Consider the following 25,312-nt stretch of genomic DNA (forward strand, 5'->3'; position numbering starts at 1 on the left):
GCACCGCTCCTGTTCACGTCGCGACAGGTACCAGCCCATCCCGCATTTCGAAGCGAGCTGCTTCATGCGGTCTATCGTAGACAGACCACTCGACCTTGTCAGCCCCGATGCGGAACACCGCGCTGGCCAGCGTGTTCTCGATGTCGCCGTCGTCCGGGTCAGTGCGGTAGATCGGCAATTCCGGGTCGACCGCGTCCCACAATATGCCAACGGCGCGCCTTTGCGGATCCGGCTCCGACGCTTGACCAAGCAGCATCTCGCCTCGCCGCTGGCGCGCGCCGGATGATCCGGTGACGACCTGCGATATGCGTCCGGTGTCGGCATGGATGAGATGGTTGGAATGGACGCGCGCCGCTTCGACCCGGTCGACGGAAAGCGCCTGAGCGGTGAATTCAACGCTGAGAAGCCGCTCGTCCCCGGCCTGGGCCAAGGTCAGGTGAAATGCGCCGGCGCGCGGCGCCGATTTGAGCAGCGCCGCCGCCGCGTCCAGGCTTGGCGCGTCGAGTATCGCCCGGGTCAGGACCATGCGCGGCGTGCCGGAGCCGCCAGCCAGCGGCCTGAGGTTGTTGACGGTCTGAACCAGTCCGGCCGACGTCGCGGCAAATGTGTGCCCAGGCAGCGAGCCGGGATAAACGAAAGCCGTGAACGTGCTGCCGCCTTCGCAAGCCACATGGGCCAGGGCACAGTGGCCGGCAAAGTCCGGGTCGCCATCCTCATTGTGCCCGACAACATGCGGGGAGCCGGGCAATTGCACGGTCGTGCAGCCATCCGGCGCCATCGCCCAGATGTCGCCGCGACAGTTCCACAGGAAGACATCGTCGAAAGGCAGTTCCAGGCCGACGGCAAGACCTTCCAACTCGGCCCAGCAGCGTGGAAACCGCTCGCGAACGATCGTTGCCATCAGGCCGATGCGCGGATCGGCGCGGCGTACGGTCAGTTCGCGCCATGCAGCAGAATGGCGCAAATGGCCATGCAGGGCGGCGCGACCGAAGCGACCGAGAGCCGCTCCGACATCATAGGGCGAACCTGCGACAGCGATAAAGGAAAGCCGGCGGCCGGCGTCAGGCGACATGCTGCAGAAACTCTTTCAAGCGCGAGTTTTGCGGGTTTTCGAGCAACTGCTGCGGCTCGCCGTCGACGGCGATCTTGCCGCCTTCCATGAAAATCAGCCTGGTTCCGACCTTGCGGGCGAAGGCCATCTCGTGGGTGACCACGATCATGGTCATGCCTTCCTCGGCCAGCGCCTGCATGACACGCAGTACTTCATGCCTGAGTTCGGGGTCAAGCGCCGACGTCGGCTCGTCGAACAGCATCAGCTTCGGCTTGACGGCCAGCGCGCGAGCGATGGCGACGCGTTGTTGCTGGCCACCGGAAAGCTCGCTCGGATAGTGGTGGGCGCGGTCGGAGAGCCCGACCTTGGCCAGCATCGCCATGGCCTGCTTGCGCGCCTCGTGGCGCGACTCGCCGCGCACGCGGTGCGGGCCAAAGGCAACGTTCTGAAGCGCCGTCATCTGCGGAAAGAGGTTGAACTGCTGGAAGACCATGCCGGCTTCCTGGCGGATCAGCCGGACCAAGCGGCCGCTGCCCTTGACGCTGATGCCGTCGACGATGAGATCGCCGCCATTGATCTCCTCCAGCGCATTGATGCAGCGAAGCAGCGTCGACTTGCCGGATCCGGAAGGGCCGATAAGAACGACCTTCTCGCCGGGCTCTATCGACAGGTCGACTTCGTCAAGGATCGTTACCTGACCGAAGCGCTTTGTGACTTTCCTGAACTCCACGATGCTCACAGGATGCGCATCCTCTTTTCGGTCACTCTCAGGATCAGCGTCAGCGCGCCGGTCATGATCAGATAGAGCAACGCCACGGCGGACCAGATTTCGACGGCGCGGAAGTTGGCTGCCATGATTTCCTGGCCTTGCCGCGTGAGTTCGCCGACGCCGATGACGATGAAGAGCGACGTATCCTTCAGGCTGACGATGAACTGGTTGCCGAGCGCCGGGATCATGCGACGGAAGGCGAGCGGGCCGATGATGTAGACAAGCACCTTCCAGAACGGCAGTCCAAGCGCCAGACCGGCTTCCCGCAATCCCCGGTGAATGGACAGAAATGTGCCGCGCACGATTTCAGCGATGTAAGCGCCGGCATTGACGATGATCGCGATGATGGCGGCTGCCAGAGGATTGATCCGGATATCGGCGAGCATCGGCAAGGCGAAATAGATGAACATCACCTGCACAATGATGGGGGTGCCTCGTATGATCTCGACATAGACGAAGGCCATGGCGTTGAAGACGACATTGCCGTAGGCGCGCGCCAGGCCGGCGGCGAAGCCGATCACCAGCCCACCGGCGAGCCCGGCCAGCGCGATCAGCACGGTGAGGCGAGCCCCTTTCAAAAGTTCCGGCAGGGCTTGCCAGATGACGGACCAATCAAAATCCATGAGAAGCTTTTCCTTCGAGGAAGGCGCGCCGGAATGCCGGCGCGCTGGGAAACCCTGGGGATCAGCTCTTCGGCGGCTCGGCGCCGAACCACTTCTTGTAGATGCTGGTATAGGTGCCGTCGCCCTTCAGCTTGACCAGCGAAGCGTTGACCTTGGCGACAAGTTCACTGCCCTTCGGAAAGGCAATGCCGTATTGCTGGGCCATCATCTGCGGACCGACGGTTTTCACTTTTCCCTGACCGTTGGTCTTGATGTAGTAAAGGACGTTTGGGGTGTCATGCATGGCGGCGTCGGCGCGGCCGGTCGCGACTTCGAGATAGGCGTTGTCGCTGTTCGGGAACAAGCGGAGTTCCGTTCCCTTGAAATTCTCCTTGGCGTAGTCGGTCGCCGACGTGCCGGTCTTGACGGCCAGCGTCTTGCCGACGAGATCCTCCGGACCTTTGATCTGGCTATCGATCGGCACCATCAGCAGGAAGCCGCTGTCGTAGTAGCCATCCGAAAAGTCGATGACCTTCTTGCGCTCGTCCTTGATGGTGATGCCGGCAAGTCCGACGTCGACCTGCTTGGTCTGGAGCGCAGGGATGATGCCGTTGAAGTCCATCGGCTGGAGCGTGTAGGTGACGCCGATATCCTTGGCGACGGCGTCCCACAGATCGATGTCGAAGCCGACATATTTGTCGCCCTCCTTGAATTCGAACGGGACGAAGGCGGTGTCTGTCGCAACGATCAGGTCGTCGGCACGGGCTGGCTGGCCAAGGATAAGCGTTGCCGCAACGGCGGCGGCGGTGAGACTTGCAAATGCGAACTTCATGTCCGGGTTCCCCTTTTTGTTGGAATTTGCGTTGAGAACCGTAACACCGTCACAATCGTCTCGCAAATGCAAAATGCATTGTCAAACCGTATGCATCAAATATTTGCATCGGACCCAGGTGAAAAACCGTCTAGGGAATCCGATGGTCTAGATGCCCGCCCAATGGACACGCAATGTGTCTGCGTCGGCGATCGCCAGCCCGCAGGCCTCGATTGCCTGTTTCGTGGCCGCTACCAGATCGTGATTGCCTGAGGCCAGCGCTCCATCCGGCAGGAACAGATTGTTCTCGAATCCAACACGCGCATGCCCGCCAAGCAGCGCGCCTGACGTCACGCACGCTGTCTCCTGCCGGCCGAAGGCACAGACCATCCAATGCCTGAATGCCGCAATGTCGGCCGCGAGGAACGGCAGCAGATCGGCGGGCCGGGACGTTTGCCCGACCGTGTAGCGACCGAGCACATAGAGCACCGGCAGGTTCTGGAAAGGAATCATGCCTCGCCTCGCGAGCGCCTGCAGATATGACGCCTCGCCGGCAGAATAGAGGATGATCTGCGGCACGATCCTCTCTGCGCGCAGCCATTCGAGGAACGATGAGAAACCCGCCTCATGCGTTTCGTCAGGCACGAATTCGCGCAATGCCAGCGAGACGGCTTCGGGACGCACCTCGCGCACCACCCGCATCTGCTGCTCGGGCGCGTAGACGCCCACGGCCTCGCTGGTGATCTGGATGACGAGCCTTTCGCCAATGCGAGCCCTGATCGCCGCGATCGAGGCCCGATAGGCCTCCGCGTCCAAGAGGTGGCGTCCGTCGCGGTCGCGGACATGGACATGGATCATGGCCGCCCCGGCATCGAGCGAGGCCGCGGCAACCCTCGCCAACTCGTCGGAGGTGATCGGCAGGGCGGGATGATCCGCCTTGGTGCGTCTGCCGCCATTCGGGGCGACGGCGATGGTGACGGGGTCTGCCTGCACGGGCGCCCCCGGTTGATTTGACGTATCGCTCACCGCCTGCTCCGTTTGTTGCATATGCAAAATTGATGCTACGTATGTTGCATAGTCTTGCGATCGCGTCTATGCTTGCGCCATGATCCGTGCGCCGCTCACCGATGCCATTGTCGAGGTCTTCGACACGTTGCCTACGCAGCTTCAGGGCGCGGCCCGCTATCTTCTCGACAATCCCGAAGACATCGCGCTGCTGTCGATGCGCGAACAGGCGCGCCGCGCCGGTCTGCAACCCTGGACGATGACACGTCTGGCAAAACGGCTGGGCTTTGACGGCTACGAGCCGCTGCGCTCGCTCTATGCCAACGCCATGCGGCAGGGGGAACTCGGCTTTGCCGGCAAGGCCGGCACGCAGCTTTCCCGACAAAAACAAGTCGGCGACCGGGCATTGGCCGCCGAGATGATCGCGTCGCTGTCAGCGCAGGTTGCTGGTCTCGGCGACCCAGACGTGCTCGATTCGCTGGCTGCCGCGGCTGGACAGCTTCACGCGGCGCGCCGGATATTCTGCCTTGGACTGCGGTCGAGCCACCCGGTTGCCGCCCACTTCGCCTATGTCATGTCCTTCCTCGGTGAAAAGGCAGTGATGCTGGACGCCGCAGCAGGAGCCGGCACCGACGCCATCCGCCTGGCCACCGCCAAGGATGTTCTGTTCGTCGTCGGCGTCGCCCCCTACACCAGGCTCACGGTCGATCTTGCCCGCCGTGCCGCGGCCAACGGCGTTCCGCTGATCGCAGTCACCGACAGCGTCGTGTCACCGCTTGCAACTCTGGCCGGGCTGTCGGTTCTGGTTTCGACAGACAGCCCGTCCTTCTTCCACACCATGTCGCCAGCCTTCATCATCGGCGAGATTCTCGCCGCACTGATCGCCGGCAAGGGTGGGGAAAAATCGCTCGCCGCCATTCGCCGCACCGAAGACCAGCTGTCGCAGCTCGACATCCACATATTGCCACCGCGTGGCTGGAGAAAAGCATGACTCATATTCTGCACCGCCAGATACACGCCACGCTCCCCGTCGCCAGCGGCGGCAAGGGCATTGAACTGTTCGATACCGATGGCCGCGCCTATATCGACGCCTCTGGCGGAGCCGCCGTTTCGTGCCTCGGTCACGGCCATCCTGACATCCTCGCCGCCATGCACCGGCAAGCCGACACGCTGGCATATGCGCATACCAGCTTCTTCACCAGCGAGGCGGCGGAGGCCCTGGCTGACCGGCTTGTCACCAACGCTCCGGCCGGCATCAGCCGCGCCTATTTCGTCTCCGGCGGCTCGGAAGCGGTCGAGGCAGCGCTCAAGATGGCGCGACAATATTTCGTCGAGACCGGTGCGCCGCAGCGACGCAATATCATCGCGCGCAGGCAAAGCTATCACGGCAACACGCTCGGCGCCCTGGCGACTGGCGGCAACGAATGGCGGCGCGCGCAGTTCCGGCCACTGCTCATCGACACACACCACATCGATCCATGCTTCGCCTATCGCTTCCAGGAAGCCGGCGAGACGGACGAAGACTATGCCAGCCGCGCCGCGCAGGCGCTGGAGGACAAGATCCTCGAGCTCGGCCCCGAAACGGTGATGGCCTTCGTTGCCGAGACTGTGGTCGGCGCGACGGCGGGCGCGGTGCCGCCGGTGGCCGACTACTTCCGTCGGGTCCGCGACATCTGCGACCGCCACGGTGTTCTTCTGATCCTCGATGAGGTGATGTGCGGCATGGGCCGCACCGGAACGCTTCATGCCTGCGAGCAGGAAGGCATTGCCCCCGATCTGATGACGATCGCCAAAGGGCTGGGCGGCGGCTACCAGCCAATCGGCGCGGTTCTGCTCAGCCAGAAAATATTCGACGCGTTTTCAAGCGGCTCGGGTCTCTTCCAGCACGGTCACACCTATGTCTGTCACCCGATGGCCTGCGCGGCAGCACTTGCCGTTCAGGACGTCATCACCCGCGACAAGCTTCTCGACAATGTCAGAGCCATGGGCGTGCATCTGTCGCGTCGGCTTGGCGAGCGTTTCGACAACCATCCCAATGTCGGTGACATTCGCGGGCGCGGCCTGTTCATGGGCGTGGAACTGGTGGAGGATCGCTCGACCAAGGTGCCCTTCGACCCCAAACGGAAGCTGCACGCGGGGATCAAGAAGGAAGCTATGGCGCGCGGCCTCCTAGTCTATCCAATGGGCGGCACGATCGATGGGATCAATGGCGACCACGTGCTTCTGGCTCCGCCGTTCATTTGCGACGTACCGGCCATCGACGCGATCGTGGAACGGCTCGGCGATGCCATCGAGGCGGCATTGCGAACATCACCAAACTAGACCGGAACTGCGTTTGAAGGCAGCGACGTGACGTCAGCTCATCCACCGTTAGGCGACTTCGTTCTCCGGCCCCACTCAGGACCTCTGCACGCTCGACGTAAAATGTCCGTTTCTAGCGCTATCAATAGCGTCACGTAGCACACTGCAGGCGCTTCTCGTTCCGCCATCCTAGACGCCTTTGAGCGAGGCGCGTTTGGTGGGACAAAAACATTGAAAAATATTGGAACGGATTTGAATGCAGCGTGGTCCCACCGGATTCTAACTGCTTGATTTAGCTTCTTTTCCAAACATCCTCCGGGTCCACCAAAACTGTTCAATATCAATTAGTTATGGCCATCTCCGCTTTGAAGTGGGCCAATTCAGATACGCTATGTTCCCGCGCTCAGTTTACGATACTTGATCCATAAGAGGGGGAGGGGAGATTATGCCTGCCCTTATGCTCCGTTGTCCTCGTGTTCGTCAGTCAGGTTCTGGCAGCCACATATAGTCCAGGCGTTGCAAGGCTGGAAAGGCCGTTGGCGGAGTGCGGCAAAAGGCGGTAACGGCGTACGAATGGGATGGTCGCCGCGACCTCGGGAGAATGCGCTGTGACTTCTGCCGAGCCGGAACTATGGCTCGAAGCCGGCCTGGGTCTAGCCCCCCACAGGCAAATAATTTAGAAATAATATGACGGGTAATGGCGATTGCGGCCTTAGGGTCAAATGATTTCCTGTCTTGCAATGTTGGGTCCGGGAAGGAAGCTTTGTTCCCGGGTCTAGCCGCCCCGTCGCGATGGCGTCCCGAACCGCCCTGTAGATCTGCGTCGCCAGCGGCGTCCTCGCGGCGCGGTCGACATGGAATGGACATAGTGCCCATGGCGCAACGGTACCATCATTCCCGCCAATCTTGGTCCTGTTTCATGACCAGAGCCGGACATATCTACCGGCCATCGCCACGTGGCAAATCACGGAGGAGACAATTCCGATGAAGGCAATCGTAGTAACGGATCAGGCCGCGGGAACGGCCGGGATGAAGCTAGTGGAACGCCCCGAGCCACAGGCGGCTATAAACGACGTCGTGGTTCAGGTTCATGCGTCGGGATTCGTCCCGACTGAGCTGACATGGCCCTCGACCTGGACTGATCGCGTTGACCGTGACCGAACGCCATCGATCCCCGGGCACGAGCTAGCCGGAGTGATAACCGCCCTCGGCTACGGCACGACGGGACTGTCCGTGGGCCAGCTGGTGTTCGGCCTCGCCGATTGGTATCGCGACGGCACCCTGGCGGAGTATGTGGCCGTCGAGGCACGTAACCTCGCGCCTCTGCCGGGCGACGTCGACTTTACGGTAGGCGCCAGTTTGCCGATCTCGGGCCTGACTGCGTGGCAGGGTCTGTTCGACCACGGCCGCCTTCGGGCCGGATGGAGCGTCCTTGCACACGGTGCGGCCGGCGCAGTCGGATCGATGGTGACACAACTCGCACGAGAGGCCGGCGCCTACGTCATTGGCACTGGACGCTCTGCCGACCGTCAGAAGGCGCTCGACTTCGGCGCGAACGAGTTCGTTGACCTCGAGAACGACGCACTGGAAGACATCGGCGGCGTCGATCTGGTGTTCGACGTCATCGGCGGCGACATCCAGAAGCGATCCGCTGGCCTGATTCGAACCGGAGGAACACTGGTGACAGTCGTCGGGCCGGCCGAGGCGCAGCCCGCCAATGGCCTGGCAGTCGACTTCGTTGTCGAGTCCGATCGTGCTCAACTGAGTGAGATCGTCCAGCGGGTGCGGGACGGGCGACTGCGGACGAACATCGGCAACATCTCGACCCTCGACGATGCCGTTTCCGCCTTCAACCCGACCGAGCGACGCTCGGGGAAGACGATCATACGCGTTCGTCCGTGAGCGTCACGCGCCTATCGATGCACCGGCCGGCCGGCGCTATCCGGATCGGCCGGGTGCCGCAGGCGATCGACGGGCGACAAGGGCCGTATCTAAATCTATGTTCCCTTCACGATTCTCGGTTTGGTCGGTCGTCGGGATTGAGCGGCGCTCTCGAGGGCCAAGGCCAGCCGCTTCTCGTCTTCGATGGCTCGATCGACTGCCTCAATTTCCTCTTGGAGCGCCTTCAGCTCGGCTCCGTAGCTGGAGCCGTCGCTGTCCCCGATCTGAAAGCCACTTGCCCGCATTGCGTCGCGAGTATGGTGCACGTTACGGACTCCTTCGCGTCGAGTCGCGACCAGGATTTCCCTGAATTCATCAAGACGTTCAACGTGACTGCGAGTCATCGCGTTCTCCTATTTCTTCATCATCGTTGCCGACGGCCATTCAGAATGGCTGAACCTTGCGGCGCAGAAGGTTTAAGTGACTACAGGAGATACTCTCGACAAAGCATGAGTGCGGAAGCTCAAATTTGAACGTCCTGCAATAACGTGGAGCGCGGCAAGCGGAAATTGGCTTGGGACCCGACAGATCACTGTCTAGACGAAGTGGCCCAGTGCTTCTTCAGGATAGGGGCTGTCGGCCAGAAGACGGGGCTTATCACCAGCTGGAGGGGCGGTGCGTTCGCCTTCATGCGAAGCCTCGCGCTGCTTGGTCCGCTGACCGTGCCGCAGATCGCCGAGATGCGGCCTACCAGCCGCCAGCGGATGCAGCGGCTGGCGGATGAGCTTGCGGCCGAGAGGCTGGTCGAATTTCATCGACAATCCGAAACACCGGGGCTCCAAGCTTGTGCAGCTTACGCGCAAAGGCGACGCGCGCTACCGCGAGCTGAACGCCCGGCTCCTGGTGATCGCCTCGACCATGGGCGTCGCTCTCAGCGAAACCGATATCCGCAAGACCGCCAACATCGTGCGGCAGCTGAGCGTGAAAGCGCGGTCGTAGCGGCTGTCAGTGGAGGCCAACACTTGCAATGCTGCTTCTACTTTCTCTAGCTGGAGCAAGCGTTGTGCCAAGGTTCTGAAGGCGATCTCTACTGTTAAATTGGGGGGTAGGGATCGTGCTCGTTATGTGGCTAATGGGCGGGGTTTTGGGATTGCGATCGAATTTGCACCTCGCCTTGGATCGACTGACTCAAGCCATCGCCGCCGGGTTCATCCACACGATTTCCCAAACATAACCGTCTGGATCTTCAATGTGGCGGTTGTACATGAAGCCAAGATCTTGTGCCGGGTTGGGATCGGCGCGGCCGCCCGCCGCAACGGCGCTGGTCAGCGTTGCATCGACAGCGTCGCGGTCATCGACAGTGAGGACGATCATGGCCTGGCTGTCGCGCCGTGCGTCGCCAATTGGGCGTTTGGTGAATTCGCTATAGTGGTCGTGGGTGAGCAGCATCACTCCGATCGCGTCGGAGAACATGAGCGAGGTGGCTTTCTCGCCCGAAAACTGCGGGTTCACGGTGCCGCCTAGCGCCACGTAGAACGCTGTCGACGCTGACAGGTCACGGACAGGCAGGTTCACAATCATCATTTTGGCCATTACTTTCTCTCTCTTCGGGAACAGCGCGCGCTACCCTAGCGCCTTGCCACAATGTGGATATACATCATGTATAGTGAAATCAAGCGACATTTTGTCGAGGGATTGGAGGTGCCCTTCTGGCTCGCGCGGCGTTCTGCGTGAAATAGGATACGGCGAGCGCAGTGAGGCCGACTAGGGCTGGCCCGAAGCCAAAATCGCCGGCATTGAGGTGGGCGGAGAGGGCAAGCAGCAGGTGATAGAAAACTCCCGCGTAGGCCAGGTTGGAGAGCGCGATCTTAAATCGCGAAAAGATGGCCAGAACACCTAGGGGCTTGACGACAATGAGGAGCGGGACGAGATAGGCGGGATAACCGAGTGTGCCGAACAGGGCCTGTACCTTAGCAAAATGAGTGAGATAAAAGAACGCGCTTCCAAGATACATGAGGGAGAGAAGCGCCGTGCTGATCCAGTAGGCCCATTTGCTTTTGTTGCGTGACATGGATGTTCCCATGAATGCCGTGAGATCAAATTTGAACCGGATGGATTTCTCCGTGGGGCCGCTCATCTCTTTTGCTGCAACTCTTTTGCTGCAACGGGCCGCCGAAAAATTCCGCCCCGCTTGCTACGTCAGCTAAGATCGGCGTCGTTGATATCCGGGCTGAGCAGCCGATCCGACACTGCCCGCCTCGCCCGCTAAGGGAGCTGTCGCACGCTTGTGCCCGGGCCATGTCTGAACGCCCGGCAGGAGCCGCTCGAAGGTGATGAAATGCAGCACCAGCCAGACGAGAATGTCGCGTAACCACCGCGCTGAGCGTCCGCCCATCACGAACAGGATTGGGTTGTCGTTGGCGTCAAGAGGAAACAATGCGGCGAACCGGCCGACCGCAATCGCCTGGGCGAAGGTGGAGAAACTGAACGGCCGAATGGGCCTGCCGGTGACACGGGCCACGGCCTGCTCCGCGGCGTAGACGCCGGATACTGCGGCCGTCAGGGCGGATGGTCGAAATGGAGCCCCGGTTGACCCGTTAGGATGGGCGCTATCGCCAACCGCCAGGATGGAGGGATGGGAAACAGACCGCAGGTCCGTGCCGACCACCACGCGATCCTGAGCATCGACTTCGAGTCCGCCTTGTCTGGCGATCAAGGGCGCGCGCATGCCCGCCGCCCAAATGCAGATGTCGTGCCGGAAGCGGCGTCCGTTCGCTGTGACCACCTCGCTCGCTTTGATCTCGCTGACGCGCTCATCATCGACAAGTGCGACGCCCAGTCTCGCCAGGTCGCGCCTGAGTACGGCTTGGACCTTCTCGCTCGTGAAATCTCCGGCACGCGTTCCGCTCACGAGCGTCACGTCCATGTCAGGCCATGTCGATTTGACCTCGCCAGCCGCCTCGATCGAAAGCGGCCCACCGCCGACGGCGAGCACGCGGGCAGGCCCTCCGGCAAGCTGGTGCAGGGCAGCTCGCAGTGCTGCGGCAGAGCGTGGACCGTCGCCGGGGTCCAGCCGAAAGCTGTGCTGCGACGCGCCAGGCGCGTTGTCGGTGTCGACATGCGACCCCAGCGCATAGATAAGTTGGGTAAAGCCGACTTCGCGCACTGATCCTTTGGCCTCTATGTTGATCCTGTTCCGAACCGGGTCGAGCGAGAGCACGCGCGCGCGAATGAACTCGACGGGAGTTCTCGCCACATAAGTGGAGATGGACGCGATGCGCGGCTTGACCGCAGCGACCATCGATTCCTGCAGCCGCACACGCTCTACGAACTGCTCCTCGGCGTTGATCAACGCGACGCGGAGGCCAAGCCGGCGTCGTCCCAGACGAAGAGCGGCCATCAGTCCCGCATAGCCAGCGCCCAACACGACGATGTCATAGGTTTCACACGTTGAGGTCGGCGACGAAGACATGACGGGCTTCCTTGGGTGGGTCTCAGCTCTTGCACATTCGATCTTCAGGCGTAGCGGCCCGCGGCCATGGTCACAGCCGCGATCGCGAGCAGAATGGCCGCGCCTCGCTGGGCGACGGCGACGCGTGATAGCGCGCTTGTGTTGTCGCCGCTCCCGGGTCTGCGCAATAGCCGCAGCCGCCACCGATAACCGCCGCCTGGATCCCGAGGGCAAGAATTGCCGCCACGGCGCCGGCCGCCAGCAATTTGCTCCATGGTTCCGAAGGAACCTTCGTGCAGCACGTGCCAAAGGTAGGCGCCGGCGCCGATTGCGAATACGGCCGCAAGCAGTTGCGGAACGAAGAGCTGTTCGCTGCCATGGCCCGCCATCCGCGCCAACGCGAATGTGGAGCCGGCCCAGAACGTGGCGGCAAGAATATGGACCGATATGGCTATAATCAGCGCCAGTTGCATGACATTAATCCTGTGAACGTCACGCAATTAGATATACAGCATGTTTAATGAAATTCAAGAGGTGAAGATGTGTCGAGACGTTCCTATGTCAGCGTGGCGCGGGCTGAGGCGGCCACCGAAAAAAAGGAACGGGTGATTCAGGCCGCTGCCCGTTTCCTTCGCGAAGCGGATAGCATCACGGCTTTCTCGCTGGAGGCGGTCGCAAAGGCTGCCGATGTGACGCGTCTTACGGTCTATAACCAGTTCGGATCGCGGCGCGGATTGCTCGAGGCCGTTTTTGACGACATCGCACGACGAGGACGACTCGTGCGACTCAACGACGTGATGGCAGAGGCGGACCCCTGGAAAGGTCTCGACTCGTTGATCGCGGTCTTCTGTGACTTCTGGGGCAGCGATCCAGCCGTGGCCCGGCTCCATGACGCAATGGCGATCGATCAGGAATTTGCCCAAGCACTTCTCGAACGCAACGAACGTCGGAGACAGTCAATTGAAGAGCTGGTTGCACGAATAGCAGGCGAACAGGTGCCGCCTGCCGACCGACGCGATGCCGTGGATTTCATATTCGCACTTACCAGTTGCGCGATGTTTCGGATGCTCGCCGGGGCGAGGCCCGTCGCTGCTGTCTGCGCCATCATTACAGACGCCGCTAGGGCGGCCATCATCAGGATTGAGCCCGCGAATTCCGACGCAAAGTGATCGGGACCTCGTGGCCCTAATCAATCAGTAGATCTGAGCGAACAGAAGAGCTGGTGACGAGTGTGATCCCGTAGTTCATAGCTATGAGATCGAATAGGCTCGCTCGAGAAACATCATGGACATCCACTCGCGGTTCTGAGCCTTGCCGGCCCAGCTTCTTGTCAAGCAGTCATGAAGCTCCGGACCGGCTCGACTGACCAAAAATGTTTCATTCTGAAAGAAAGTCGAACTGATCGGCATGTTTTCGCTGCCATTTCGCATTTCTACAATGCGACGCAGCTTCGCCGAGCTAGCATTCCAGCATCAACAAGGGTCTGCCAATGATGTTCATCGTCAACCTTCTCGCTCGGGCCGAGACCGTCGATCACGTCCGTGACATCCTCATCGATCTCACGCGGCAGACATCCGCTGAGTCGGGCGCGGTGTCGTATCAGGCCGCTCAGAGCACATCCGACACCACGCATTTTTATGTCGTGGAACAATACCGCGATCATGCGGCTTGGGAGTCTCATATGGCCTCTCCCTATGTGCGCAATGCGCTATCCGTGTTCAATGACCTACTTAGAGAGCCGCCTGCGGCAGCCGCGTTGGTGGTTTTTGCCGAATACGTAGCTGCGCCAGGGGACAGTCACGCGATCTAAGCGTGTTCGCCATTTAGCTGTCGACCACACAACTGGATTGGCTCTTCATACAACTTACGACGGACGGAAAGGATTTCCGATGGCTGAAGTGGCAGTTCTAGGACTTGGAGCGATGGGGTCGCGCATGGCCGCGAATCTGCTCAAGGCAGGGCACCGCTTGACGGTGTGGAACCGGTCAAAGGGGGCGGCGGATTCGCTCATCTCCACAGGAGCACGTCTCGCCGGCACGCCGCGAGAGGCCGCGGCAGAAGCAGATTTCGTGATCGCCATGGTTCGAGACGATATCGCATCACGGAAAATATGGCTCGACGAGGACACGGGAGCATTTGGTATGCTCAAGGCGGGCGCGGTGGCGATCGAGAGCTCGACACTGACGCCGGTTTGGATCCGCGAGCTCGCCAAAGCCGTATCGGCTCGGGGCGTCGCCTTCCTTGAGGCACCGGTGGCAGGCGGGCGCCCCCAGGCGGAGGCGGCCCAGCTGATCTATCTCGTCGGCGGCGAGAAGGACGTCCTTGCGCGAACAGAACCGCTGCTCAAAGCCATGGGGACGGCAGTACATCACGCTGGGCCGGTCGGGGCAGGCGCCATGGTGAAGCTCTCCATCAACGCTCTTCTCGCTATCCAAGTTGGCGCAATGGCCGAAATCATTGGCCTGCTGCAACGGCTGGGCGCCGATGTCGATCGAGCCGTCGAGATTATTGGCACGACGCCCGCCAGCAGCCCAGCGGCGAAAACGATGGCAACCTCCATGCGCGCGGGCACGTTCGCACCGTTGTTTCCAGTAGAACTCGTGGACAAAGACCTTGGATATGTAATCGCTATGGCGGGCGCGGGCTCTTCAAAGCATATGCCTCTGACTACTGCGGCCCGCGAGGTTTTCCAGCATGGGATTGATCGCGGCATGGCCGATGATAACATAACCGGCATCGTGCGCCTGTACACTGAGCCAACATAGTCTGTGTATGCGATGGGCGACTGCAGAACTGACGTAACAAATAAGTCGTGGATAAAGAGGCTTGGATGCTGAGTATATCCTATCGCCCGATCGAATCGATAGGTCACGTGGTTGATCGCTACTGGTCAAGTGAGACCAATCCTGGCGAAAACATCGAATTCATGCCGTTCTGGCCAAGCCCAGGCGGAGCTGAGATATTCTTTCACGTCGCACCAGGCTTTCTGCTCAACGGGAAGCAGCCGCCGCAGGCCCATGTTTTGTGCTGCCGCAGCCAGCCCATTCACCCGGAGGCCGCGCCGGGATTTCACTTTTTTGCTGTCCGCATACGTGCGGGCATGGCAGAACATCTCCTGGGAGTACCTGTTTCCGAACTTGCAGACAGATTTGTTCCTCTCGAGGTGATCTGGGGACAAGAGGCAACGGGTCTGACGGAGCAAATCGTAACCACGGCGCTTGACAGCACGCGGGTCCGCCTGCTGAACCATTTTCTGCAGCAACGTCTCAATCCCCGACCAGAGCGGCGCATCGATGCCGCCTTCCGACTTCTCGAGACGGGAACATCGTCGATCTCCAAAATCTGCGATCTTGTGGGGCTGAGCGAGAGACAGCTTGAGAGCCGTTTCAGGAGAGCGACGGCAAATTCGCCGGTCCGCTTTCGCCAACTTGCGCGGTTGAGACGAACTATCAAAGCGATATTGCAAGATCCGAACGAGAAATTTACGCAGCTTGTCGATGAGGCCTACTTTGATCAATCGCAGGCCGTTCATGAGTTCCGCCGTTTTACAGGTTTGACACCAACGGAATTTCGCGAGCTGGCGAGACGGTCCGCTCACTTCTACGAGTTGAAATCGCCGGCTTTGACTCGCCGAAAGTCAGTAGTCGGTTGAACCGGCCGAGTAACGCGGCGGAAGCTCCGTTGCTCTGGAACCACTGCAAAGCCGGCCGAAACGATCAACCCCGAAAACTTTGTTCAATGTGAGGGTTTGAATCGCTGGAGCGCTATCGTCAATAGGAGCGCGTCGAGCCTATCCTCTGAGCGCGACCGCAGCTCTAACCCCTGCCGCTTTGGCCACTCCGCGGGAACTCCACCCTTCAGGATGATCTGATCCATTTAGAAAGGCGCTCGAGCACGTAATCTGGCCGAAGGGAAATCGCTCGATATCGACGTCCGTTGTCGCGCCAGTAACTTTGAGCGAGGCGCGTTTGGTGGGACAAAAACATTGAAAAATATTAGAACGGATTTGAATGCAGCGTGGTCCCACCGGATTCTAACTTGTTGATTACGCTCGTTTTCCAAACATCCTCCGGGCCCACCAAAACTGTATAATATCAATTAGTTATGGTCAACTTCGCTTAGAAGTGGGCCAAACCGAGCTTCACTATGCCAGCGTTTATATGAACACGATCCAAGGCCAGGGTAGAGGTTCTGCTCCTTGCTTCAGTTCTTGCTCCTCGCAGTTTTGTTTTGCACGGCCACACATAGCGCCTCTCCTTCGACGATGGAAAGACCTTAAGTCGATGCATGCGGCAAAAGGCGGTAATGACGTGCGATTGGGATGGTCTCGAGGCCTGATCGAAGTGCTGCCCATGCCATATAGGCTAACCGAAGACGACGTAGGTTAGTCCTGCGTGAACGACCGCTTCGCGCTTTATATCGGACGTTCAGGTCAGCTTCGCGGCGGCCTGAAAGCAGACATCCTCGGGGCCGACGCGAGAGAAGCTGGCTTCACCTCGGTATGAACTCGTCGGCAGTATTCGCTTCACGGGAGATGTCGACCACAGTTCGTTCACACGGTTGGCACGGCAACAGAACTTGCCAGCTGTTCGCGACGTGACCTGCGCCTCCACGATGGCGAGAGCTCGCCAGCGCAAATCGGCGACCTTCTCCAGTCCCAATTCGTCGGCCTAGCACAGATGTTGGCGCCTTTGCCGGAACACTATGCTGACGAGCCATGCTAAAGGGTACTGCCTATGAGGAAGATCGAACGCAAACTCTGCACACGCCGTCGCTTTGATCGCTATCACGCCTCGCTCTACATTGCCTGCACCCGACCATGAACACAGGCGCCAATTGTTTCGCACCAGCCAGCTTCGCCAATTCCAGGAGGCGACCGTCGTTGACCTCTCCGGAAGCGACGATGAGGTCATCGGGATCGTCAACCCGTCTCACGCCAAAGTCTGTGGGTGGCGCAGACGCGGCAGCGCCGGCTTGGTTAGGCCCAGCCTAAGCAGAATTATCGAAAATCATTATTTGTGCATCGCACACAGCGTGCTTTGCTCCATGCGCCGGCTGAAAGAGAACAAAAAGAACGTCAGGCGGCAGCCTTCGGCGATGCGCCCGAAGCGGGTTGTTTTGGTGCGGACAGCGCCTGACCTCAGAAAAAGACAGGGGAACGTGATGACGACAATAATCTCGAAGTTTCGCCGTGCCGCGCTTGCGGCCGGCATTGCCCTCAGCGCCCTTTCGGTGAGCCTCCACGCCGAAGCCGGCAGCTTGAAGCTGGGCATGACGACTTGGGTCGGATACGGCCCGCTCTTCCTTGCGCGTGACATGGGTTACTTCAAAGAAGGGGGCCTCGATGTTTCGCTCGAAATCATCGAGGAAGCATCGCTGTACATGGCCGCCGTCGCCGCCGGCGAGCTCGACGGCAGCGCTTCGACCATCGACGAAATCATGAAGTACCGTTCGAAGGACGTCTGCTTCAAATCGGTATATGCATTGGATGACAGCCATGGTGGCGACGGCGTCCTGGCGCCGAGCAGCGTCAAGAGCGTCGCCGATCTCAAGGGCATGGAGGTCGGGCTGAACGAAGGCTCGGTGTCGCAGTTCTGGTTCAACATCCTGCTCAAGCAGGCCGGTCTCAGTCAGGCCGACGTGAAGATCACCAACATGACGGCGGATGATGCCGCAGCCGCCTTCATGGCCGATCGCATTCCCGTTGCCGTCACCTGGGAGCCGCATCTGACGCTGGCCAAGAAGGAAAACAAGGGGCAGGTGCTGATCGACTCCTCGAAGACACCAGGCTTGATCGTCGATGTGGTGGCGCTGAACTGCGACTACATCACCAAGAACCCCGGGGACGTCGAGGCGCTGGTGAAGGGCCTCTACAAGGCCAACGAGTTGATCAAGGAAGATCCTGCGAAGGCTTATGAGGTGATGGCCAAGGGCGTTGGCGGCTGGCTGAAGGATCCGAAGGACTTCGCCTCGTCCGCCGCGGGCGTGAACTTCTACGGCAAGGACCGCAATGCCCAATTTTTCGCCGGCGGCGAGAGCGGTGAAGCCGGCAAGCTGATCAAGCTCGGCGGCGATGTGTGGGGCGGCTTCGGCAAGCTCAAGATGGACATCAAATACGATGACCTCGTCGATCCGTCCTTCCTGGCAAAGTGATCTGGCCTTGCGAAGTGATCTCGCCTCACGAAGTGATCTCGCCTTGTAAAGTGAGGTCGCTGGACCCGCAGGTAGGGCCTCGCGCCTGCGGTCTCTCCAGCCCAAAGGGTTTCCCTGTGACACTGGCACCGAATGCAACGTCTCCCATCAGCCATATCGTGACCACGAGCGTGGATAAAAATCAGCCCGGTCGATCCGCCTGGAAAGCTGTCGCCACGCCTTTTCAGGCCGTGTCGCGCCCTCTCGCCATCACGCTCAGCGTCCTGGTCTGGGCCGCGGTCATCGGCGGCTGGTTCGCTTTGACCTATTCCGGAGCGGTCAAGGAAATGTTCCTGCCGCGCCCGGAATCCGTCTTGTCCACCACCATCAGGATGGCGCTTGACGGCTCATTGTGGGAGCACGTGCTCGCCAGCGTCCAGGTGGTGCTGATCGGTTTCGTCATTTCGAGCATCGTGGCGGTGCCGCTCGGATTGACGATGGGCACCTATCGCATCGTCCAGGCCGCGCTCGACCCGCTCGTCAATTTCATCCGCTATCTGCCGGTAACCTCCTTCGTGCCGCTTTTCATCCTGTGGATCGGGATTGGCATCGAGCAGCGCGTGGCCGTCATCATCTTCGGCATCTTCTTCCAGCAGTTGGTGATGATCGCCGACAGCGCCCGCGGCGTTCAGCGCGACCTCGTCAACGCAGCCTATACGCTTGGCACGAAACGCAGCGACACCGTCTTCCACATTGTCTTTCCGGCCACGCTTCCCAACGTGCTCGACGTGCTGCGCGTCACTATGGGCTGGGCTTGGACCTATCTCGTCGTCGCCGAACTCGTCGCCGCCCGCAGCGGACTTGGCTACATCTCGCTCAAGGCGATGCGCGGCTTCCAGGTCGACGTCATCTTCATGGCCATCGCCATGATCGGCATCCTTGGTCTTTGCACCGACCAATTGTTCCGGGGCATCCGCCGCCTCGTCGCTCCCTGGGCCAATTGAGGATTTGCTGAAATGGACGCCCTGACACTCGCGACGAAACCAAAGAGCGCCGACATCGGCGTTGACAATGTGGCGCTGCGCTACGGCACGGGCGACAACGCCGTGCTGGCGCTGGACGGCATCTCGTTCCATGTCGCGCCCAATGAGTTCTGTGTGATCGTCGGCCCATCCGGCTGCGGCAAGTCGAGCCTGCTCTATCTCATCGCCGGACTCGAGGAGCGCACCGGCGGCACGATCGCCGTCGGCGGCAAGCCGGTCACCGAGCCGGGCCCGGATCGCGGCATGGTGTTTCAGGCCTATACGCTGTTCCCTTGGCTCACCGTGGCGCAGAACGTCGAATACGGTCCGAAGCGGAAGAGCATGCCGGCGGCCGAGCGCAGGGCCATCGTCGAGCATTTTCTCCAAGAGGTCGGCCTGGCGAAATTCGCCAACCATTATCCCTCGCAACTGTCGGGCGGCATGAAGCAGCGCGTGGCGATTGCCCGCGCGCTCGCCAACGATCCGCAGGTGCTGCTGATGGACGAACCCTTCGGAGCGCTCGACAGCCAGACCCGCCACTCAATGCAGAAGCTTTTGCTGAGGATCTGGGACCATTCCAAGAAAACGGTCCTATTCGTCACCCATGACATTGACGAGGCGATCCTGCTGGCGGACCGGGTGCTCGTCATGTCCGGCCGGCCCGGCCAGATCAAGAAGGAAATCCGCGTCGGCCTCCCGCGTCCGCGCAGCATGGATCTGGTCATGGAGCCGAACTTCATCGCCATGAAGCGGGAAATCCTCGAGCTCTTGAAGAACGACGAAGACGACGAGCATTAGAAGGCATGAGCATAGCGACCGCGGAATTCGACTATATCGTCATTGGCGCGGGCTCGGCCGGTTGTGTCCTGGCCAACCGGCTGAGCGCCAACCCCGCCAACCGCGTCTGCCTGATCGAGGCCGGCGGCAGCGACGACCGCACAAGGGTGCGCGTGCCGGCCGGCATCCTCTCGCTCTACGGCAATCCGACTTTCGACTACGGCTACAAGGGCGTGCCGCAGCCGCTGCTCAACAACCGCCGCATACCGGTCAACCGCGGCAAGCTTCTCGGCGGATCGAGCTCGATCAATTCGATGGTCTATATTCGCGGCGCCGCGCAGGACTACGATGAGTGGGCAGCGCTTGGCTGCGCGGGGTGGTCTTATGCCGATGTGCTGCCGGTGTTCAAGAGACTGGAGCGGAACCTCCTGTCGCAGAACCCGGACTATCACGGCTTCGACGGCGAACTGTTGGTCGACAATCCGCGTGATCCCAACGCCGTATCCAGCCTGTGGGTAGAGGCGGGCCGGGACGTGGGCCTGCCCGAAAACCGCGACTTCAACGCCGATGGTCAACTCGGCCTCGGCATCTACAATGTCACCCAGAACAAGGGGGAACGGTTCTCGGCCTATACCGCCTTCGTCCGGCCGGTTCTTGGCCGCCCGAACCTCCAGGTCCTGTCAGGCGTCGAAGTGCTTGATCTGGCAGTCGAAAGCGGGCGCGTCACCGGCGTCAATGTGATCAAGGATGGGGCAGCCCAGCGGCTGACATGTCGCGCCGAAGTGGTGCTGAGCGCGGGCGCGATCGGATCGCCGCGCATCCTGCTTGCTTCCGGCATCGGCCCGGCCGAGGAGCTGAAGGCGGCGGGGGTGGAGCCGGTGATGAACGTGCCCGGCGTCGGAAAGAATTTGCGCGACCATGTCGACGGCATGATCACGATGCGATCGAACAGCACCAGGACGCTCGGCCTGTCGCTCGCCAATCTGCCGGCAATGCTGGCCGCACCCTTCCAGTATTTCGTCCGGCGCAAGGGCATGCTGACGACCAACTATGTCGAGGCCGGCGGCTTCGCCAAAACCAGATATGCCGGCGATATTCCCGATGTCCAATTCCACTTTGTTCCGGGCTACCGCAGTCATCGCGGCCGGCTTGTCGAATATGGCCATGGCTATGCCGTGCACACCTGCGTGCTCAGACCCGGAAGCGTCGGCGAAATCACGCTCGAGCGCGACGGCACCCGCCGAAATGTGCTGATCGATCACCGCTTCTTCAGCGACGGGCAGGATGCTTTGACTCTGGCCGAGGGCATCAAGCTGGCGCGCTCGATCCTGGCCTCGCCGGTCTTTGCCGATATTCGCGGACCGGAAATCCTGCCGGGACCCGATGTCGTCACCGACGACGAAATCCTCGCCTATCTGCGTGCCGAAGCGCTGACCGTCTATCACCCGATCGGCACGGCGAAGATGGGCACCGATACCATGGCGGTGGTCGATCCCGCTGGCCTCAAGGTGCGCGGCTTCGACAATCTGCGCGTGGCGGACGCCTCGACCATGCCGACGCTGATTGGCGGCAACACCAATGCGCCGTCGATGATGATCGGCGAAAAAGCAGCCAGGGCGATGCTGTCGTAGTCTCTCATTTGCCAGCCTCCCGGGCGTTTAGGGACAAGCTAACCACTGCCACGTGAAATCGTAATTTTCGCTAATCAGTCCCTCCAGTACACCAGCGATCTGACCTCCTCGCATCCGCAGAAACTCTTGGGGGGAAAGGACGCAGAAATGTCGGTGGAAAAAATAGACACGCTTGTCGTCGGCGGTGGCCAGGCGGGGGTGGCTATGTCTGAGCATCTGAGCAAATGCGCGGTGCCGCATCTCGTTCTCGAGCGTGGCCGGATCGCCGAGCGCTGGCGTTCGCAGCGGTGGGACTCGCTCGTCGCCAATGGCCCGGCCTGGCATGACCGTTTCCCGGGCATGGAATTTTCCGTGACGGGTCCCGACGGCTTTCCCTCCAAGGAGGAGGTTGCGGACTATTTCGCCGCCTATGCAAGGCAGATCAATGCGCCGATCCGCTGCGGCGTCGAGGTCAAGCTAGCGCAAAGAAATGTCGCTCGACCCGGGTTCCGCGTCGAGACGTCGGACGGCGTGATCGAAGCCAACAGCATCGTCGCGGCGACCGGACCTTTCCAGGTCCCCGTCATCCCCGCCCTTGTCCCCGGCGATGTCGGCATTCTGCAGATTCATTCCAGCGCGTACCGAAACCCCGGACAGTTGCCAAAGGGCGCGGTGCTGGTGGTCGGGGCGGGATCGTCGGGTGTGCAGATCGCCGATGAGCTTCAGCGCTCGGCGCGGCGCGTCTACCTCTCGGTCGGCCCGCACGACCGCCCGCCGCGCGCCTATCGCGGGCGCGATTTCTGCTGGTGGCTTGGCGTTCTCGGCAAATGGGACCTCGAAACCCCGGGGCCTGGCACGGAACATGTCACGATCGCGGTGAGCGGCGCGCGTGGCGGCGAGACGATTGATTTTCGTCGGCTGGCCGCGCAGGGGCTTACCCTGGTCGGCATGACAAAAACATATCAGGACGGCGTGCTGACCTTCGCGTCCGATCTGGCGAAGAACATTGCCCGCGGTGACGCCAACCTGATGTCGCTGCTGGACGAGGCCGACGCCTATGTTGCCCGCAACGGTCTCGACCTGCCGGAGGAGCCCACGGCCCGTCGGATCGACCCGGATCCCGATTGCTTGACCAATCCGCTTCGTGAGCTCGATCTGGCCGAAGCTGGGATAGCGGCGATCATCTGGGCGACAGGATTTTCCGTCGACTACAGCTGGTTGAAGGTCGATGCTTTTGACGAGAAGGGCCGGCCAAGGCATCAGCGCGGCGTCTCGGTCGAGCCTGGACTCTATTTTCTCGGGCTTCCCTGGCAGTCGCGAAGAGGGTCGAGTTTCATCTGGGGTGTCTGGCATGATGCCAAGCATGTCGCGGACCGTATTTCGACACAGCGCAAATATCTGGCCTATCACGCTGCCGCGCGGCGCGAGACGGTGGATGCCTGACCGACGCTCACAACAGCCACGAGCCCGATCTGATGGAGACCAGGATGGCGCATACAAGAATCCGCAAGTTCAACACCAAGGACACCTATCCCGAGCAGAAGCTCGACAATGATCTCTGTCAGGCGGTCGTCACGCGGGGTGGCCGGACGGTCTATCTGCGTGGCCAGTGTCCGCAGGATCTCGACACCGCCAAGAATATCGACAGCCACGATCCGGCCGAGCAGACGCACAAGGTGATGCAGAACATCAGGCAGCTCATCGAAGAGTGCGGCGGCACCATGGAGCACCTGGTCAAGGTGGTGGTCTACATCACCGACGTGCGCCATCGCGAGGCGATCTACCGGACCATGGGCGAGTACATCAAAGGTGTTCATCCGGTTTCGACCGGCCTCGTCGTGCAGGCCCTGGCGCGGCCGGACTGGCTGGTCGAGATCGACGGCACCGCCGTGATCCCGGATTGAAAGTCATGACATTTTCCATTGTCGCGCGCTGCAGCCACACCGGCATGTTCGGGGTCGCGGTGTCATCCTCGTCGCCTGCGGTGGCCGCGCGTTGTGCCTATGCGCAGGCAGGCGTCGGCGCCATTGCCAGCCAGAACGTCACCGATCCGACGCTCGGCACGAGGGGGCTCGAACTGCTGGCGCGCGGTGCCTCGGCCGCCGAGGCGGTCGCCATCCTGAAGCGCACCGGCGCCTATAGCGACTACCGGCAGGTGCTGGCCGTCGATGCCGCCGGGACCACCGCGATCCATTCCGGACCCAGGGCGCTTGGCATCTGGGCGGAAGCGCGTGCGGACAATGTCGCCTGCGGCGGCAACATGCTGGCCCATGACGGCGTGGCGCAAGCCATGGTCGATGCCTTCCTGGCTTCTGACGGGCATCTCGGCGACCGCCTGATCGCGACCATGCGCGCCGCGCTCAAGGCGGGGGGCGAGGCCGGACCGGTCCATTCCGCCGGAATGAAGCTGGTGCGCGAGGTCGCATGGCCCGTCGCGGACCTGCGATGCGACTGGACCGAGGCCTGCCCGATCGAGGAGCTGGCGGCCTTGTGGGATCGCTACAAGCCGCAGCTCGATGCCTATGTCACTCGCGCGATCAATCCGTCCGACGCGCCGAGCTACGGCGTGCCGGGCAACGAGTAGCCAGTACGCGAGTAGCCGGATACAGGGGGAGGCATCCGCATGAGCGAACTCAGTCACAAGGACTGGATCGGCAAAGCATCGGCGATCCGTTTTCGCGACAAGGCGTTCATCGACGGCAAGACGGTTGCCGCGCGTTCGGGCCGTACCTTCGCCAGCATCAATCCGGCCACCGGCGAAACGCTGGCCGAGGTGGCGTCGTGCGGTGAGGAAGACATCGATCTGGCCGTTGCCGCGGCGCGCCGCAGTTTCGAGGCCGGCGTATGGTCGCGCACCAGCCCGGCGCACCGCAAGGAGGTGCTGCTGCGGCTGGCGCGGCTGCTGCGCGAAAACCTGCAGGAGCTTGCGCTGCTCGAGTCGCTCGACATGGGCAAGCTGGTCACCGATGCGGCGACTGTCGATGTCCCGGGTTCTGCGGCGATCTTCCAGTGGTATGGCGAGGCCATCGACAAGATCTATGACGAAGTGGCGCCGACCGGCGGCAGCGATCTGGTATTGGTGCGGCGCGAGCCGCTCGGCGTGGTCGGCGCCGTGGTGCCGTGGAATTTCCCGCTCGACATGGCGACCTGGAAATGCGCGCCCGCGCTGGCGGCGGGCAATTCGGTAGTGCTGAAGCCCGCCGAGCAGTCGCCTTTCTCGGCCCTCCGGCTGGCGGAACTTGCCGTGGAGGCAGGCCTGCCCGCGGGTGTGCTCAATGTCGTGCCTGGCCTTGGCGAGACGGCCGGCCAGGCGCTCGGCCGCCACATGGATGTGGATTGCCTTGCCTTCACCGGATCGACCTCGGTCGGCAAGATGTTCCTGCAATATTCGGGTCAGTCGAACATGAAGCAGGTCTGGCTCGAAACAGGTGGCAAGAGCCCGAACCTTGTCTTCGCCGATTGCGGCGATCTCGATGCGGCAGCCGACATGGCGGCGTTCGGCATCTTCTTCAACCAGGGCGAGGTCTGTTCGGCCAATTCGCGCCTGCTTGTGCAACGCTCCATCAAGGATGCCTTCGTAGAGAAACTGGCTGAGCGCGCGGCCGCCACCCAGCCTGGCGATCCGCTCGACCCGGCGTCGAAAATGGGCGCCATGGTCGATGCCCGCCATGCCGCCAACGTCATGCGCTTCGTCGAGGCCGGCAAGAAGACCGCGCGCCTGGTTGCCGGCGGCGATCGCGTCACGGTCAACGGCCGAGGCAGCTTCATACAGCCGACCATCTTCGACGATGTTGCCTATGACGACCCAATTGCCAGGGATGAGATATTCGGACCGGTGCTTTCGGTCATTGCCTTCGATGATGAAGAGGAAGCTATCCGTATTGCCAATGACAGCCCGTA

At 61.4% G+C, this 25,312-nt stretch carries 27 protein-coding genes; 16 read left to right on the top strand and 11 right to left on the bottom strand.

All coding sequences use genetic code 11. From position 1 onward, the window contains the following. Window positions 1-13: 13 nt before the first annotated feature. The 5 genes from NKH23_RS13885 to NKH23_RS13905 all read right to left on the bottom strand — a co-directional run bounded on the left by NKH23_RS13885 (window position 14) and on the right by NKH23_RS13905 (window position 4,259). On the bottom strand, window positions 14-1,072 hold the full coding sequence (locus NKH23_RS13885) for a C45 family autoproteolytic acyltransferase/hydrolase (protein ID WP_352974275.1): 1,059 nt from the start codon (window positions 1,070-1,072) through the stop codon (window positions 14-16). After that, window positions 1,062-1,790, bottom strand: a complete 729-nt coding sequence (glnQ, locus tag NKH23_RS13890) for a glutamine ABC transporter ATP-binding protein GlnQ (protein ID WP_353034953.1) — start codon at window positions 1,788-1,790, stop codon at window positions 1,062-1,064. Before glnQ ends, NKH23_RS13885 begins: the two co-directional genes overlap by 11 nt. Continuing rightward, entirely contained in the window at window positions 1,787-2,443 is a 657-nt protein-coding gene (gene glnP / locus NKH23_RS13895; protein WP_352974270.1) for a glutamine ABC transporter permease GlnP, read from the bottom strand. The genes glnQ and glnP overlap by 4 nt, the downstream gene beginning before the upstream one ends. A 61-nt stretch (window positions 2,444-2,504) precedes the next feature. Beyond that, on the bottom strand, window positions 2,505-3,254 hold the full coding sequence (gene glnH, locus NKH23_RS13900; RefSeq protein WP_352974268.1) for a glutamine ABC transporter substrate-binding protein GlnH: 750 nt from the start codon (window positions 3,252-3,254) through the stop codon (window positions 2,505-2,507). A 147-nt stretch (window positions 3,255-3,401) separates the two neighbouring features. Beyond that, entirely contained in the window at window positions 3,402-4,259 is an 858-nt protein-coding gene (locus NKH23_RS13905; RefSeq protein WP_352974266.1) for a beta-keto acid cleavage family enzyme, read from the bottom strand. 79 nt (window positions 4,260-4,338) lie between these two features. On the opposite strand from NKH23_RS13905, the gene NKH23_RS13910 reads away from it, so the two are divergent. From NKH23_RS13910 to NKH23_RS13920, 3 genes are all read left to right on the top strand, one after another. Next, a complete protein-coding gene (locus tag NKH23_RS13910; protein WP_353017840.1) occupies window positions 4,339-5,229 on the top strand; it encodes a MurR/RpiR family transcriptional regulator in 891 nt (296 codons plus the stop codon). Continuing rightward, the gene (locus tag NKH23_RS13915) at window positions 5,226-6,560 is read left to right on the top strand and encodes an aspartate aminotransferase family protein (RefSeq protein ID WP_352974261.1); all 1,335 of its coding nucleotides are present in this window, start codon (window positions 5,226-5,228) and stop codon (window positions 6,558-6,560) included. Before NKH23_RS13910 ends, NKH23_RS13915 begins: the two co-directional genes overlap by 4 nt. A gap of 963 nt (window positions 6,561-7,523) precedes the next feature. Next, a complete protein-coding gene (locus NKH23_RS13920; RefSeq protein WP_352979961.1) occupies window positions 7,524-8,441 on the top strand; it encodes an NADP-dependent oxidoreductase in 918 nt (305 codons plus the stop codon). A gap of 95 nt (window positions 8,442-8,536) precedes the next feature. Here the strand turns inward: NKH23_RS13920 and NKH23_RS13925 are convergent, their stop codons facing one another. Next, on the bottom strand, window positions 8,537-8,824 hold the full coding sequence (locus tag NKH23_RS13925) for a hypothetical protein (RefSeq protein WP_352914121.1): 288 nt from the start codon (window positions 8,822-8,824) through the stop codon (window positions 8,537-8,539). A gap of 192 nt (window positions 8,825-9,016) precedes the next feature. Further along, entirely contained in the window at window positions 9,017-9,235 is a 219-nt protein-coding gene (locus tag NKH23_RS13930; RefSeq protein WP_352914123.1) for a hypothetical protein, read from the bottom strand. Between the two features lie 31 nt (window positions 9,236-9,266). On the opposite strand from NKH23_RS13930, the gene NKH23_RS13935 reads away from it, so the two are divergent. Continuing rightward, a complete protein-coding gene (locus NKH23_RS13935) occupies window positions 9,267-9,419 on the top strand; it encodes a hypothetical protein (protein ID WP_352914125.1) in 153 nt (50 codons plus the stop codon). 189 nt (window positions 9,420-9,608) lie between these two features. On the opposite strand, the gene NKH23_RS13940 is transcribed toward NKH23_RS13935, so the two are convergent. The 4 genes from NKH23_RS13940 to NKH23_RS13955 form a co-directional block, all read right to left on the bottom strand. Then, window positions 9,609-10,013, bottom strand: a complete 405-nt coding sequence (locus NKH23_RS13940; RefSeq protein WP_352914128.1) for a VOC family protein — start codon at window positions 10,011-10,013, stop codon at window positions 9,609-9,611. Between the two features lie 79 nt (window positions 10,014-10,092). Beyond that, window positions 10,093-10,557: a DoxX family protein gene (locus tag NKH23_RS13945; RefSeq protein WP_502900776.1), complete on the bottom strand. Its 465-nt coding sequence runs from the start codon at window positions 10,555-10,557 to the stop codon at window positions 10,093-10,095. 66 nt (window positions 10,558-10,623) lie between these two features. Further along, window positions 10,624-11,892 carry an NAD(P)/FAD-dependent oxidoreductase gene (locus tag NKH23_RS13950; protein ID WP_353017904.1) on the bottom strand — a complete coding sequence of 423 codons (1,269 nt, stop codon included), beginning with the start codon at window positions 11,890-11,892 and terminating at the stop codon, window positions 10,624-10,626. A 44-nt stretch (window positions 11,893-11,936) separates the two neighbouring features. Further along, window positions 11,937-12,344, bottom strand: a complete 408-nt coding sequence (locus NKH23_RS13955; RefSeq protein WP_353017902.1) for a hypothetical protein — start codon at window positions 12,342-12,344, stop codon at window positions 11,937-11,939. A gap of 69 nt (window positions 12,345-12,413) precedes the next feature. Between NKH23_RS13955 and NKH23_RS13960 the strand changes: the two genes are divergently transcribed. The 12 genes from NKH23_RS13960 to NKH23_RS14015 all read left to right on the top strand — a co-directional run. Further along, a complete protein-coding gene (locus NKH23_RS13960) occupies window positions 12,414-13,040 on the top strand; it encodes a TetR/AcrR family transcriptional regulator (RefSeq protein WP_353017901.1) in 627 nt (208 codons plus the stop codon). 320 nt (window positions 13,041-13,360) lie between these two features. Further along, window positions 13,361-13,681 carry a putative quinol monooxygenase gene (locus NKH23_RS13965; RefSeq protein ID WP_352914139.1) on the top strand — a complete coding sequence of 107 codons (321 nt, stop codon included), beginning with the start codon at window positions 13,361-13,363 and terminating at the stop codon, window positions 13,679-13,681. A 79-nt stretch (window positions 13,682-13,760) separates the two neighbouring features. Beyond that, window positions 13,761-14,636, top strand: a complete 876-nt coding sequence (locus NKH23_RS13970) for an NAD(P)-dependent oxidoreductase (RefSeq protein ID WP_353021262.1) — start codon at window positions 13,761-13,763, stop codon at window positions 14,634-14,636. Between the two features lie 65 nt (window positions 14,637-14,701). Beyond that, window positions 14,702-15,523: a helix-turn-helix domain-containing protein gene (locus NKH23_RS13975; RefSeq protein WP_352914144.1), complete on the top strand. Its 822-nt coding sequence runs from the start codon at window positions 14,702-14,704 to the stop codon at window positions 15,521-15,523. Window positions 15,524-17,034: 1,511 nt separating this feature from the next. Next, on the top strand, window positions 17,035-18,024 hold the full coding sequence (locus NKH23_RS13980) for an ABC transporter substrate-binding protein (protein ID WP_353034959.1): 990 nt from the start codon (window positions 17,035-17,037) through the stop codon (window positions 18,022-18,024). Between the two features lie 170 nt (window positions 18,025-18,194). After that, window positions 18,195-19,007 carry an ABC transporter permease gene (locus NKH23_RS13985; RefSeq protein WP_353034961.1) on the top strand — a complete coding sequence of 271 codons (813 nt, stop codon included), beginning with the start codon at window positions 18,195-18,197 and terminating at the stop codon, window positions 19,005-19,007. A 12-nt stretch (window positions 19,008-19,019) separates the two neighbouring features. Beyond that, window positions 19,020-19,823, top strand: coding sequence for an ABC transporter ATP-binding protein (locus NKH23_RS13990; protein WP_353034963.1), 804 nt, complete (start codon window positions 19,020-19,022; stop codon window positions 19,821-19,823). A 5-nt stretch (window positions 19,824-19,828) separates the two neighbouring features. Beyond that, window positions 19,829-21,433 carry a GMC family oxidoreductase gene (locus NKH23_RS13995; protein ID WP_353034965.1) on the top strand — a complete coding sequence of 535 codons (1,605 nt, stop codon included), beginning with the start codon at window positions 19,829-19,831 and terminating at the stop codon, window positions 21,431-21,433. 147 nt (window positions 21,434-21,580) lie between these two features. Then, window positions 21,581-22,855 (top strand): flavin-containing monooxygenase, encoded by a 1,275-nt coding sequence (locus NKH23_RS14000; RefSeq protein WP_353034967.1) that lies wholly within the window; start codon window positions 21,581-21,583, stop codon window positions 22,853-22,855. A 44-nt stretch (window positions 22,856-22,899) separates the two neighbouring features. Further along, window positions 22,900-23,316: a RidA family protein gene (locus NKH23_RS14005; RefSeq protein ID WP_006335307.1), complete on the top strand. Its 417-nt coding sequence runs from the start codon at window positions 22,900-22,902 to the stop codon at window positions 23,314-23,316. Window positions 23,317-23,321: 5 nt separating this feature from the next. Beyond that, window positions 23,322-23,996 (top strand): DUF1028 domain-containing protein, encoded by a 675-nt coding sequence (locus tag NKH23_RS14010; protein ID WP_353034969.1) that lies wholly within the window; start codon window positions 23,322-23,324, stop codon window positions 23,994-23,996. A 39-nt stretch (window positions 23,997-24,035) separates the two neighbouring features. Beyond that, the coding region (locus tag NKH23_RS14015) for an aldehyde dehydrogenase family protein (protein ID WP_353034971.1) at window positions 24,036-25,312 on the top strand (1,277 nt) is incomplete at its 3' end.

This window comes from Mesorhizobium sp. M1328, from assembly GCF_040318075.1.
GTDB lineage: Bacteria > Pseudomonadota > Alphaproteobacteria > Rhizobiales > Rhizobiaceae > Mesorhizobium.

Coding starts and splice junctions, on each gene's coding strand:
- NKH23_RS13885 (WP_352974275.1), bottom strand. CDS start 1,072: ATGTCGCCTGACGCCGGCCGCCGGCTTTCCTTTATCGCTGTCGCAGGT.
- glnP (WP_352974270.1), bottom strand. CDS start 2,443: ATGGATTTTGATTGGTCCGTCATCTGGCAAGCCCTGCCGGAACTTTTG.
- glnH (WP_352974268.1), bottom strand. CDS start 3,254: ATGAAGTTCGCATTTGCAAGTCTCACCGCCGCCGCCGTTGCGGCAACG.
- NKH23_RS13910 (WP_353017840.1), top strand. CDS start 4,339: ATGATCCGTGCGCCGCTCACCGATGCCATTGTCGAGGTCTTCGACACG.
- NKH23_RS13915 (WP_352974261.1), top strand. CDS start 5,226: ATGACTCATATTCTGCACCGCCAGATACACGCCACGCTCCCCGTCGCC.
- NKH23_RS13920 (WP_352979961.1), top strand. CDS start 7,524: ATGAAGGCAATCGTAGTAACGGATCAGGCCGCGGGAACGGCCGGGATG.
- NKH23_RS13925 (WP_352914121.1), bottom strand. CDS start 8,824: ATGACTCGCAGTCACGTTGAACGTCTTGATGAATTCAGGGAAATCCTG.
- NKH23_RS13930 (WP_352914123.1), bottom strand. CDS start 9,235: ATGAAATTCGACCAGCCTCTCGGCCGCAAGCTCATCCGCCAGCCGCTG.
- NKH23_RS13940 (WP_352914128.1), bottom strand. CDS start 10,013: ATGGCCAAAATGATGATTGTGAACCTGCCTGTCCGTGACCTGTCAGCG.
- NKH23_RS13945 (WP_502900776.1), bottom strand. CDS start 10,557: ATGAGCGGCCCCACGGAGAAATCCATCCGGTTCAAATTTGATCTCACG.
- NKH23_RS13950 (WP_353017904.1), bottom strand. CDS start 11,892: ATGTCTTCGTCGCCGACCTCAACGTGTGAAACCTATGACATCGTCGTG.
- NKH23_RS13955 (WP_353017902.1), bottom strand. CDS start 12,344: ATGCAACTGGCGCTGATTATAGCCATATCGGTCCATATTCTTGCCGCC.
- NKH23_RS13965 (WP_352914139.1), top strand. CDS start 13,361: ATGATGTTCATCGTCAACCTTCTCGCTCGGGCCGAGACCGTCGATCAC.
- NKH23_RS13970 (WP_353021262.1), top strand. CDS start 13,761: ATGGCTGAAGTGGCAGTTCTAGGACTTGGAGCGATGGGGTCGCGCATG.
- NKH23_RS13975 (WP_352914144.1), top strand. CDS start 14,702: ATGCTGAGTATATCCTATCGCCCGATCGAATCGATAGGTCACGTGGTT.
- NKH23_RS13980 (WP_353034959.1), top strand. CDS start 17,035: ATGACGACAATAATCTCGAAGTTTCGCCGTGCCGCGCTTGCGGCCGGC.
- NKH23_RS13990 (WP_353034963.1), top strand. CDS start 19,020: ATGGACGCCCTGACACTCGCGACGAAACCAAAGAGCGCCGACATCGGC.
- NKH23_RS13995 (WP_353034965.1), top strand. CDS start 19,829: ATGAGCATAGCGACCGCGGAATTCGACTATATCGTCATTGGCGCGGGC.
- NKH23_RS14000 (WP_353034967.1), top strand. CDS start 21,581: ATGTCGGTGGAAAAAATAGACACGCTTGTCGTCGGCGGTGGCCAGGCG.
- NKH23_RS14005 (WP_006335307.1), top strand. CDS start 22,900: ATGGCGCATACAAGAATCCGCAAGTTCAACACCAAGGACACCTATCCC.
- NKH23_RS14010 (WP_353034969.1), top strand. CDS start 23,322: ATGACATTTTCCATTGTCGCGCGCTGCAGCCACACCGGCATGTTCGGG.